A 10,000-nucleotide genomic window follows, 5' to 3' on the forward strand; every position below is an offset into this window, starting at 1 on the left:
TCGCCATCCGCGAAGGTGGCCGCACCGTCGGCGCGGGCGTCGTTACCAAGGTCCTGGAGTAAGGTTCGGCGCCCTTCGGGGCAGGAGGGGGAGGCCAGCCGGTCTCCCCTCTTTTGTGCGTCACGGGTGGACACCTGCGCCCGAACTGCCTATAATCCGAATGTTGCCCGCCACAAGGCGGGCTTTTACCAGCGACTTCAGCAGAAAGTGGAGGGCTGGGAGCGCCGACCGGGAGGCAACGCCTCGCCGGAAAGCGCGAAAGGAGCAGCAACATGGCGAAGGACGGACCGCGCATCATCGTGAAGATGGAAAGCACCGCTGGAACGGGCTTCTACTACACGACCACCAAGAACCGCCGCAACACGCAGGCCAAGATGGAACTGCGCAAGTACGACCCCGTGGCGAAAAAGCACGTCGTCTTCAAGGAGAAGAAGGTCTGACCTCGCAGCCGGGCTGCTGCGGGCTGCGGTAGCCCGGCCACGGGTCGGCTTTTTTCCTCTCTGAAGGCAAGGACGGGCAAGGTGAGCGCATGAATCTGATTCAGTACTTGCGGGACTCGCGCGAAGAACTGGCGCGCGTCACCTGGCCGACGCGCCAGCAGGTGATCGACGGCACGCAGGCGGTGCTGATCTTCGTGATCGCCCTGACCCTGATCGTGTTCGTGCTGGACTTCGCGTTCGGCCATCTGATCCGGGCGGTGCTGCCATGAGCATCGAGTGGTACGCCGTCCATACCTACGTGGGTCAGGAAGACCGCGTGGAACAGCACCTGCTGGAGCGGGCCAGAAAACTCGGGATGCACCACACCAAGATCTTCCAGGTGCTGCAACCCACCGAGGAAGCCGTGGAACTGCGCGAGGGCGGCAAGAAGGAAACCGTCAAGCGCAAGCTGTTCCCCGGTTATGTCTTCGTGCAGATGGATGTCGAGGACGACGACGCGCCCGGCGAGCTGGGTGAGTCGTGGGAAGTCGTGCGCGGCACCAACGGCGTGACGGGCTTCGTCGGCACGGCGACCCGTCCGGTGCCCCTCTCCCCGGAGGAAGTGCAGCGTCTGCTGGCCTCGGTGGGTGTGGCCGCGCAGCCGCAGGAAGAAGCTGCGCCGCGCGTCAAGGTGGATCTCAAGCCGGGCGACATGGTCCGCGTGACGGGTGGCCCCTTCGCCGACTTCAGCGGCGTGGTGAGCGAAATCAACGCGCCGCAGGCCAAGGTCAAGGTGCTGGTCAGCATCTTCGGCCGCGAGACACCCGTCGAGCTGGACTTCGCGCAGGTCAGCAAGTAAGGCTCTTTTCCTGAGGGCCGCAGGGCCAGACTTGGCAGACGCGCACTGGCCCTGTACACTGTAAAAGTTGCTGCTGGAATGGAGACTCTCCCTTTCAGCAGGACTTAGCGTCAGCACCCCGCAGCTCCTCGGAGCGGGCCGGGGGAGCTAAGGAGGAAACGCATGAAGAAAGTCACAGGGCTTGTCAAGCTCCAGTTGCCCGCGGGCAAGGCCACCCCGGCCCCGCCCGTCGGTCCCGCGCTCGGTCAGTACGGCGCGAACATCATGGAGTTCACCAAGGCGTTCAACGCGCAGACGGCCGACAAGGGTGACGCGATCATCCCCGTCGAGATCACCATCTATGCGGACCGCTCCTTTACCTTCATCACCAAGACGCCGCCCATGAGCTACCTGATCCGCAAGGCGGCCGGGCTGCAAAAGGGCAGCGCGACCCCCAACAAGGCCAAGGTCGGCAAGCTGAACTGGGACCAGGTCCTGGAGATCGCCAAGACCAAGATGCCCGACCTGAACGCCGGGAGCGTCGAGGCGGCCGCGAACACCGTGGCCGGCACCGCCCGCAGCATGGGCGTGACCATCGAGGGGGCCCCGAATGCCTAAGCACGGCAAGCGTTACCGCGCGCTCATCGAGAAGGTGGACCGCAACAAACAGTACACCATCGACGAGGCCGCCGCCCTGGTCAAGAACCTGGCCACCGCCAAGTTCGACGAGACGGTGGAAGTCCACTTCCGCCTGGGCATCGACCCCCGCAAGAGCGACCAGAACGTGCGCGGCACAGTCGCCCTGCCGCACGGCACCGGCAAGACGGTGCGCGTGGCCGTGATCACCAAGGGTGACAACGTGGCCGCCGCCGAGGCTGCCGGAGCCGATGTGGTCGGCGGCGACGAGCTGATCGACCGCATCGCGGGCGGCTTCATGGAGTTCGACTCCGTGGTCGCCACCCCCGACATGATGGCCCAGGTCGGCCAGAAGCTCGCGCGCCTGCTCGGGCCGCGCGGCCTGCTGCCCAACCCCAAGAGCGGCACGGTCGGCCCTGACGTGGCGGGCATGGTGCGCGGTCTCAAGGCCGGCCGCATCGAGTTCCGTAACGACAAGACCGGCGTGGTCCACGCGCCCATCGGGAAGGCCAGCTTCGATCCGGCCAACCTCAGCGCGAACTACCAGGCGCTCATCAGCGCCCTGGAAGCGGCCAAGCCCGGCAGCGCCAAGGGCGTGTACCTCCGCAGCGCCTTCCTGACCAGCACGATGGGGCCGAGCATTCCCCTCACGCTGGGCGGCGCGCAGGCCTGACTTTTTCGGGGAGGGCGCCGTGCGCCTCTTGTGCCGCTCGCCTCTCCCCCACTGAACTTCGGCACCCCGGTGCGCTGTTGCACCTCTTAATTTCGGCATCGTAGACAGCGGGGACCCTTGCCAGGTTTAAACATCCCGCCGAGTTGTCAGGGCGCATCCGCGTACCTGGACTTGTTCACCACAAAGGAGGTTCCCCCACGTGGCGAACGCACGCAATCAGCAGAACCTGACCAGCCTCAAGGGCAGCCTCTCGGGCGTCGAGACGTTCTATGTCGTCGACTACCAGGGCCTGTCCGCCGGGCAGCTCAGCAAGCTGCGTCAAGACATCCGCGAGAAGGGTGGCCAGCTTATCGTGGCCAAGAACACCCTGATCAACCTCGCCCTTCAGGAAGGTGGCCGTGACTTCGGCGATACCCTGAAAGGCCCCAGCGCCCTGGTGCTGGCCCATGCAGACCCCGCTGGCGTCGCCAAGGCGCTCAGTGACGCGTCCAAGGGCAACGACCGCGGCATCCCCGCCATGAAGGGCGGCTTTGTCGAGGGCAACCGCGTCGACGTGAAGGTCATCGAGCGTCTGGCGAGCCTCGGCAGCAAGCAGAGCCTTCAGGGTGAGTTTGTGGGCGTGCTCAGCGCGCACCTCAGCAACTTCGTGGGGATTCTCGAAGCGTACCAGGCCAAGCTCGGCGGCGGCGACGCCAACCCCGAAGCGGCCAGCGCCGAAGCCCAGGGCTAAGCTCTCCCTCTTCCCACCTCTTTACCCCAACCCAATCCAATACCGGAGGACATCACCATGGCTTACGACAAACAGGCTCTGATCGACCAGCTCAGCACCCTCACCATCATGGAACTCGCCGACCTCATTGACGGCCTCAAGGAAACCTGGGGCGTGACCGCCGCCGTGGCCGTCGGGGGTGGCGCCGGCGCTGCCGCCGCACCCGCCGCCGAGGAGAAGACCGAGTTCGACGTCGTGCTGGTGGACGCGGGCGCGAGCAAGATCAACGTCATTAAGGAAATCCGCGCCATCACCGGCCTGGGCCTCAAGGAAGCCAAGGACATGAGCGAAAAGGGTGGCGCCCTGAAGGAAGGCATCAGCAAGGACGAAGCCGAGAAGATGAAGGCCCAGCTCGAAGCCGCTGGCGCCAAGGTCGAACTCCGCTAAAGTTCCTTCCCACCGGGAGTGCAGCCCCCGCCCCACGGTGGGGGCTTTCTGCTGCCGGGACCCTATCCACCTTTCGTAATCTATCTTACTATTCTCCGGGTCCAGACCGGCGATAGTAGGCAGGTAGTTTTCCAGCAGATCTTTTTGAGAGACGCGGTAAACAAGTCGCGTCTCTTTTCTGTTCTGGAAACGCACGAGGAGTTGAAGATGGCTGTAGGCAAAGTGAAGTGGTTCAACGCGGAAAAAGGCTTCGGATTTATCGAGACGGAAGGCAGCGACGACGTGTTCGCGCACTTCAGCGCCATCCAGGCTCAGGGCTTCAAGAAGCTCAACGAGGGTGACGAGGTCGAGTTCGAGATCGAACCCGGTCAGCGCGGCAAGGGACCCCAGGCCAAGAACATCGTCGTGACGAAGGCTGCCCCGGCTCCCGCCTACGGCGACCGCCCTGCCCGCCGCGACAACAACCGCTGGTAATCCCCATTCAAGCAACAAAGAGGCCCGTCACTGGGCCTCTTTTTTATTGCTGATTTATTGCTGGATGCTGGCGGTTATTTCAGCTCGCGCCGCAGGCCCGCCGCCAACTGGAACCACTCGCGTTCCTGGCGCTTGTAGAGACTGGTGGCCCGCTGTTCGGTGCGGGCCAGCGCACTGAGCAGCGTGGCCGCCTCTTCCCGTCTGCCCTGCTTCAGCAGAAACTGGGCGTAACGGGCGCGGGGTTCCTCGGTGGTTGCGGCGGTCATGGCCTCGCGGTACGTCGCATCGGCCTCGGCGGTCTTGCCCTGCGCCTCCTGGGCCTGGGCGAGCAGCGTCAGGGTCCGGGTCCGGGTGGCCGCACTGGTGCGGAGGTCCACCCGGTTCAGGTACGCTTCGGCCGCCGCCGCCCGTCCCCGCGCCAGATCGAGTTCGGCGCTGGTGAGCAGCACCACCGGGTCGTCGGCATAGATGCCGCTCAGCAGGGGCGCGAGGGTGGCCTGTGCTTCCTCGGGCCTGCCCGCACGGGCCTGGAGCGCCGCGAGATCGGCGCGGTGGGAGAGGGTGTCGCTCTCGGCCAGCCGCGCCTGGGCCTCACGGATGCGGGTGTCGAGAGGTTTGATGGCCTCCAAGCCTGTCTGAAAGGCGGCTCCAGCGCGGCGACCACCCCCCCGCAACGTGGGCAGGAACTCCAGGAAAAGGTACGCGAGAACGCCGAGATACGAGCCAATCAGCAGGATGAAGATCCAGTAGAAGTTGCGCCGGGTGACGACCGCATGGACCAGAAAAATGATCTGGAGCGCGCCGGACAGGTACAGCAGCCAGGGATAATGGTTCAGGAAGGCCAGGGGATTCACGCTTCCGATGGTACGGGCTGGGAGCTGACGTCGGGTTATGACATGCGGCCGCCAAAAGGACAGCCCAAAGCACCGCGAGGCGTGCAGGGCTACCGGGTGCCTGCCAAAGCCCTCCGGCTCTTCCGGCCACTTGACAATGGGCTGCCTTTAGCATAGACTCTTCTGTGGCCGACCATGATGGGTTGGACGGGAGACCTTTGCAGGGACGCGGACTCCACAATTAACACTCGATCACGGGACACAGCCGAGCAGGGCTGTGGTCTCGGCCGCGCTTTTGCCCGGCCGTTTTTCCCGACTGCGCCTTTTTCCGCCCCGGAAGGCCGCAGCAGCAACACCCAGGGTGCGCGAGGTGTGAATGAAGGCCAACTCTATCAAGCCGCGCATTGAGCGATTCGGTGAGATCACCGAAGTGATCCCGCTGCCCAATCTGACCGAGGTGCAGGTCAACTCCTTCAGGGCGTTCCTGCAAGCCGACAAGGCCCCCGACGCTCGTGACGATACCGGGTTGCAGAGCGCCTTCCGCGAAGTCTTTCCGATCGACGAGACCGAGAAGGGCCGTTCGACGGGGCTGGTGCTGGATTACCTGGAGTACCGACTGGGCGACCCGCCCTACACGCCCGAGGAGTGCCGCGAGAAGGACCTGACCTATCAGGCCCCGATGTACGCCAAGCTCCAGCTGATCCACAAGGACAGCGGGCTGATCAAGGAAGACCAGGTGTTCCTGGGTGACCTGCCGCTGATGACCGAGGACGGCTCCTTCGTGATCAACGGGGCCGACCGCGTGGTGATCTCGCAGATTCACCGCTCGCCCGGCGTGTACTTCACCTCCTCCTACAAGGGCATCAAGAAGCTGTACACGGCGGCGATCATTCCGATGCCCAAGCGCGGCCCCTGGATCGAGCTGGAGATGAACGCGGGCGTGCTGGAAATGAAGGTCAACAAGCGCAAGTTCCCGGTGGCGATGCTGCTGCGCGTCCTGGGCTACGACGACGCCCAGCTGCGCGCGCTCTTTACCGAGTTCGACACCGACCTAGAACTGCCCGAGGACAAGAGCGCGGGCATGAGCGCCGACGAGGCCCTGCTGCGCCTCTTCACGGTGCTGCGCCCCGGCGACCCGCCCAAGCGCGACAAGGCGATTCAGTACCTTTACGGCCTGCTGGCCGACCCCAAGCGGTACGACCTGGGCGAGCCGGGCCGCTTCAAGATGAACACCAAGCTGGGCACCAGCCGTCAGGAACGCACCCTGCTCACCTTCCAGGACGGCAAGTTCAGCGACGCGGGTCTGGTGGACACCATCCGCTACCTGATGGCGCTCCAGCAGGGCCTAGAGACCGTCGGTCTCGGTGCGGACGAGGACGGCGTGGTGAACGAGGTGCCGGTCACGGAAGACGACATCGACCACCTCGGCAACCGCCGCGTGCGCACCGTGGGCGAATTGCTGGCCGACCAGCTCCGCGTGGGCATGGGCCGCATGGCGCGCGGCGTGCGTGAGCGCATGCTGCTGGGCAACCCCGACGCCGCGACCCCCACCAAGCTGGTGAACAACCGCCCCATCGTGGCGGCGATGCGTGAATTCTTTGGGCGCAGCCAGCTCAGCCAGTTCAAGGACCAGACCAACCCGCTGTCGGACCTGCGCCACAAGCGCCGTATCTCCGCGCTGGGGCCGGGCGGCCTGACCCGCGAGCGCGCGGGCTTCGACGTGCGCGACGTTCACCGCACGCACTACGGGCGCATCTGCCCCATCGAGACGCCGGAAGGTGCGAACATCGGTCTGATCTCCTCGCTGTCGAGCTACGCGAAGGTGAACGGCCTGGGCTTCATCGAGGCGCCGTACCGCCGGGTCGAGGGCAGCCGCGTCACCGACGACGTGATCTACATGACGGCCGACATCGAGGACCGTTACACCATCGCGCAGGCCAACAGCCCGCTGAACGCCGACGGCACCTTCGCCGACGAGCGTGTGCTGGCCCGCCGCAAGGGTGACCCGCTGCTGTACACGCCCGATGAAGTGGACTTCATGGACGTGTCGCCCAAGCAGATCGTCTCGATCAACACTTCCCTGATCCCCTTCCTCGAACACGACGACGCCAACCGCGCGCTGATGGGATCGAACATGCAGTCGCAGGCGGTGCCGCTCGTGCGCGCCGACAGCCCCGCCGTGGGCACCGGCGTCGAGGAGCGCGTGGTGACCGACTCGGGCACCAGTGTCATCAGCGACGTGACGGGCCGCGTGACCTACGTGGACGCCCGCGCGATCCAGGTCACGCTGACCGAGGACGCGCCGCAGGCCGGTATGGTGCAGGGCAACGTCCGCACCTTCGAACTGGTGCGCTTCACCCGCTCCAACCAGGGCACCAACCTCGACCAGCACCCCATCGTGCAGGTGGGTGACGAGGTCAGGGCCGGGCAGGTCATCGCGGACGGTCCCGCCTCCGACCTGGGCCGCCTGGCGCTGGGGCAGAACATCACCATCGCCATCATGCCCTTCGACGGCTTCAACTTCGAGGACGCGATCTGCATCAGCGAGGGGCTGGTCCGCAAGGACTTCTACACCTCGGTCCACATCGAGAAGGACGAGATCGAGGCCCGCGACACCAAGCTGGGGCCGGAGAAGATCACCCGCGACATTCCGGGCCTCTCCGAAGCCGCGCTGCGTGACCTTGACGAGGACGGCATCGTGCGCGTGGGTGCCGAGGTCAAGCCCGGCGACATCCTGGTCGGCAAGACCTCCTTCAAGGGCGAGTCCGAACCCACCCCCGAAGAGCGCCTGCTGCGTTCGATCTTCGGTGAAAAGGCCCGTGAGGTGAAGGACACCTCGCTGCGTGTGCAGTCCGGTCAGGGCGGCATCGTGGTGAAGACGGTGCGCTTCCGCCGCGGTGACGAGGGCGTGGACCTCAAGCCCGGCGTGCGCGAGATGGTGCGCGTGTACGTGGCCCAGAAGCGTCAGCTTCAGGTGGGCGACAAGGTGGCGAACCGCCACGGGAACAAGGGTGTGGTCTCCAAGATCCTGCCCCCCGAGGACATGCCCTACCTGGAAGACGGCACCCCCGTCGACCTGGTGTTCAACCCGCTCGGCGTGCCCTCCCGCATGAACCTCGGCCAGATTCTGGAGACGCACCTCGGTGAAGTCGCGCGTCTGACCGGCCAGAAGTTCGTGACGCCCGTGTTCGACTCCGCGACGGAAGTGGCGATCAAGGAGATGCTGGAAGTCGCCGCCGCCGAACGCCTCCAGCGCCGCAAGGACGAGGGCTTCGAACTCGACAAGCGCGAGCAGGACGTGCTGGACCGCGCCGGCAAGGTCGGCGTGATCAGTGCCCCGAACGGCGACTACGAACCGGCACAGATGCAGCTCGCCCGCACCGGCAAGAGCATCCTGTTCGACGGGCGCACCGGCGAGCCGATCAGCGGCCCGGTGGTGGTCGGCACCATGTACGTGATGAAGCTCTACCACATGGTGGAAGACAAGTTGCACGCCCGCTCGACCGGCCCCTACAGCCTGATCACCCAGCAGCCGCTGGGCGGCAAGGCGCAGTTCGGCGGCCAGCGCTTCGGCGAGATGGAAGTGTGGGCACTGGAAGCCTACGGCGCGGCGCACACCCTCCAGGAGATGCTGACGATCAAGTCCGACGACATCGACGGCCGCGACGCCGCCTACCAGAGCATCGTCAAGGGCGAGGAAGTGTCGGGCAGCACCATCCCCGAGTCCTTCAAGGTGCTGGTCAAGGAACTCCACTCGCTTGGCCTGGACGTCGAGGTGCTGGATGGCGGCGACAAGCCGGTGGACATCTTCGAAGGGATGATGCCCAAGCGCTAAAGCGCTGTCTAAAGGTCAAACGGCCTAACCGTCTGAAAGCTGAAAGCACAAGCGTTAGACCGTTTGACGGTTCGACCGTTAGACCCATTCTCCGAAGGAGAGCAATGAAAGACTTCAACAAAGTCCGTATCGCCATCGCCAGCCCCGCGAAGATTCGCGAGTGGAGCTTCGGCGAGGTGGAAAAGCCGGAAACGATCAACTACCGCACCCTGAAGCCCGAGCGCGAGGGCCTGTTCGACGAGCGCATCTTCGGGCCGCAGAAGGACTACGAGTGCGCCTGCGGCAAGTACAAGCGCCAGCGCTACGAGGGCAAGGTCTGCGAACGCTGCGGCGTGGAAGTCACCTCCAGCAAGGTGCGCCGCTACCGCATGGGCCACATCGACCTGGCGACGCCCGCCGCGCACATCTGGTACGTGAAGGACACGCCCAGCAAGATCGGCACGCTGCTCGACCTGTCCGCCGGGCAACTGGAAAAGGTGCTGTACTTCAGCTCCTTCCTGGTCACCCAGCCCCTCAACGCCCAGAAGGAAGGCCGCCCCCTCAAGCGCGGCGAGCTGCTGAGCGACGACGAGTACCGCGAGCTGCGCTTCGGGCGGCAGGAAACCTACGCGCTGCCGAACGGGACCGAGGCGGTCATCCGTGACGGCGAGTACGTAACGCGCGGACAGACGCTGGGCGGCAACGTGGTCGCCAAGATGGACGGCCTCGCGCAGTACCGCTTCCCCCGCCGCGCCGAGATCGCCTATGCCGAGCAGGTGGAAGCCAGCCTGCCCCTGCCCGCCGACGTGCTGGTCGAGCAGGACGCGTTCCGCGCCGGGGAAATCCTGGCCGAGCTGGAAGGTGACGTGCAGATCACGGCGCCGGTGGACGGCACCGCTTTCCTGCACGACATGGGCGAGGACAGCGTGATGGTGGAGCTGCGCGACAGCGCCGCCGAGGACGCCGCTGCGGGCGAGGTGCTGGCCCGCGTGTACCTCCCGCACGGCCTGAACGTGCAGGTGGCCGAGGGTGAAGTGGTGGAAGCCGGGAGCGTGCTGGCGACGGCGGAAGCCGGCAACCGCCTGCGGGTCAGCCGCGACAGCCGCCTCTCGGACGTGACTTTCCCCAAGAAGAAGGGGGACGTGAAGGTCACGGCC

11 protein-coding genes (1 of these 11 cut by a window edge) are annotated in these 10,000 nt (G+C 65.5%); 10 read left to right on the forward strand and 1 reads right to left on the reverse strand.

The features are described from left to right. Window positions 1-272: 272 nt before the first annotated feature. From rpmG to DEIPH_RS12060, 8 genes are all read left to right on the forward strand, one after another. Window positions 273-440, forward strand: coding sequence for a 50S ribosomal protein L33 (gene rpmG, locus DEIPH_RS12025; RefSeq protein ID WP_012692576.1), 168 nt, complete (start codon window positions 273-275; stop codon window positions 438-440). Window positions 441-529: 89 nt separating this feature from the next. Next, window positions 530-709, forward strand: coding sequence for a preprotein translocase subunit SecE (gene secE, locus DEIPH_RS12030; protein WP_034358399.1), 180 nt, complete (start codon window positions 530-532; stop codon window positions 707-709). Next, complete coding sequence (gene nusG, locus DEIPH_RS12035; RefSeq protein ID WP_034358400.1) at window positions 706-1,278, forward strand: transcription termination/antitermination protein NusG; 573 nt, start codon at window positions 706-708, stop codon at window positions 1,276-1,278. The genes secE and nusG overlap by 4 nt, the downstream gene beginning before the upstream one ends. A gap of 162 nt (window positions 1,279-1,440) precedes the next feature. Beyond that, window positions 1,441-1,875, forward strand: coding sequence for a 50S ribosomal protein L11 (rplK, locus tag DEIPH_RS12040; RefSeq protein ID WP_034358402.1), 435 nt, complete (start codon window positions 1,441-1,443; stop codon window positions 1,873-1,875). Further along, window positions 1,868-2,566 (forward strand): 50S ribosomal protein L1, encoded by a 699-nt coding sequence (gene rplA / locus DEIPH_RS12045; protein ID WP_034358404.1) that lies wholly within the window; start codon window positions 1,868-1,870, stop codon window positions 2,564-2,566. The genes rplK and rplA overlap by 8 nt, the downstream gene beginning before the upstream one ends. A gap of 199 nt (window positions 2,567-2,765) precedes the next feature. Further along, window positions 2,766-3,296, forward strand: coding sequence for a 50S ribosomal protein L10 (gene rplJ / locus DEIPH_RS12050; RefSeq protein WP_034358406.1), 531 nt, complete (start codon window positions 2,766-2,768; stop codon window positions 3,294-3,296). 57 nt (window positions 3,297-3,353) lie between these two features. Continuing rightward, window positions 3,354-3,722, forward strand: a complete 369-nt coding sequence (gene rplL, locus DEIPH_RS12055; protein ID WP_034358408.1) for a 50S ribosomal protein L7/L12 — start codon at window positions 3,354-3,356, stop codon at window positions 3,720-3,722. A gap of 207 nt (window positions 3,723-3,929) precedes the next feature. Then, window positions 3,930-4,196, forward strand: coding sequence for a cold-shock protein (locus DEIPH_RS12060; protein ID WP_034358410.1), 267 nt, complete (start codon window positions 3,930-3,932; stop codon window positions 4,194-4,196). A 74-nt stretch (window positions 4,197-4,270) separates the two neighbouring features. Here the strand turns inward: DEIPH_RS12060 and DEIPH_RS12065 are convergent, their stop codons facing one another. Beyond that, window positions 4,271-5,050: a tetratricopeptide repeat protein gene (locus tag DEIPH_RS12065; protein WP_034358412.1), complete on the reverse strand. Its 780-nt coding sequence runs from the start codon at window positions 5,048-5,050 to the stop codon at window positions 4,271-4,273. Window positions 5,051-5,405: 355 nt separating this feature from the next. On the opposite strand from DEIPH_RS12065, the gene rpoB reads away from it, so the two are divergent. Both rpoB and rpoC read left to right on the forward strand, forming a co-directional pair. Continuing rightward, the gene (rpoB, locus tag DEIPH_RS12070) at window positions 5,406-8,864 is read left to right on the forward strand and encodes a DNA-directed RNA polymerase subunit beta (protein ID WP_034358414.1); all 3,459 of its coding nucleotides are present in this window, start codon (window positions 5,406-5,408) and stop codon (window positions 8,862-8,864) included. Window positions 8,865-8,968: 104 nt separating this feature from the next. Then, window positions 8,969-10,000, forward strand: partial view of a DNA-directed RNA polymerase subunit beta' gene (rpoC, locus tag DEIPH_RS12075; protein ID WP_034358416.1) — the 5' end (the start) only. It continues 3,585 nt past the right edge of the window; 1,032 of the gene's 4,617 nt are visible here — the first part of the coding sequence; it begins with the start codon at window positions 8,969-8,971; the stop codon falls past the right edge of the window.

The sequence above is a fragment of the Deinococcus phoenicis genome, from assembly GCF_000599865.1.
GTDB classification, from domain to species: domain Bacteria; phylum Deinococcota; class Deinococci; order Deinococcales; family Deinococcaceae; genus Deinococcus; species Deinococcus phoenicis.